General features: G+C 62.8%; 1 protein-coding gene and 1 pseudogene. Both read right to left on the bottom strand.

From position 1 onward, the window contains the following. Nucleotides 1-93, bottom strand: a pseudogene (locus AC1DPF_RS18980) (IS5-like element ISNeu3 family transposase); the annotation flags it as partial. Nucleotides 94-453: 360 nt separating this feature from the next. After that, the coding region (locus tag AC1DPF_RS18975; protein ID WP_477962956.1) for a hypothetical protein at nucleotides 454-653 on the bottom strand (200 nt) is incomplete at its 5' end.

Below are 653 nucleotides of genomic sequence, written 5' to 3'. Positions count from 1 at the left end.
ATCTTGCGCCGTCCGCCCAGGATCACTGACCTTGCCCGGAAGCATCGGCTCGATCCGACGCCACTGCGCCTCGCTTAACTCGTATCGCTTGATCCCCATGATGCCTCCGCAATCGCGGAAACCCATGAATCAGACATCCCACCACTTGGGAATCCTCTGAATGTCGATACAGCCTAGAGCCTGGACGAAATGGTGGCCCCAGACGTCCCGGCAGCACCGCGATGCGGGACGTTCGCTCGTCAATCCCTCGCATAAAGCAGGTCATCCGAGCCGATCTTCATGCGGTCACCTCGGCGCTGGGGCTAAATCCGCGGGGGAACACAAGCAAAGCCGCATCGCTACTCGTCAGCCTCTCCCTGGCCGCTTCGCGGAACATGTCGCTTAACATGGTGGCACGCGCAGCCCTGCGCCAGAAGGCGCAGGGTTTCTACGCACGGGTCGTTGGCCGAGCCCTTAGAGCATCAGGTCGACGGGTTCGCCACCCATCAACAGATCGCCGAACGTGCGCCCGTAGATTCGATACTGGGCGGCCGCGTGCTGCCGCGCGGTCAGCATGTTGCGGTAGATGCGGCCCATGTTCGACCGGTTATAGACGCCGCCGCCGCCCGAAACGGTGAGCATCTGCTCGGCGAGCTTGACGCTGCGCTCCGCCA

Source organism: Rhizorhabdus sp. P4_G6 (genome assembly GCF_056401045.1).
This window is presented reverse-complemented; position numbering and strand designations above follow the sequence as displayed.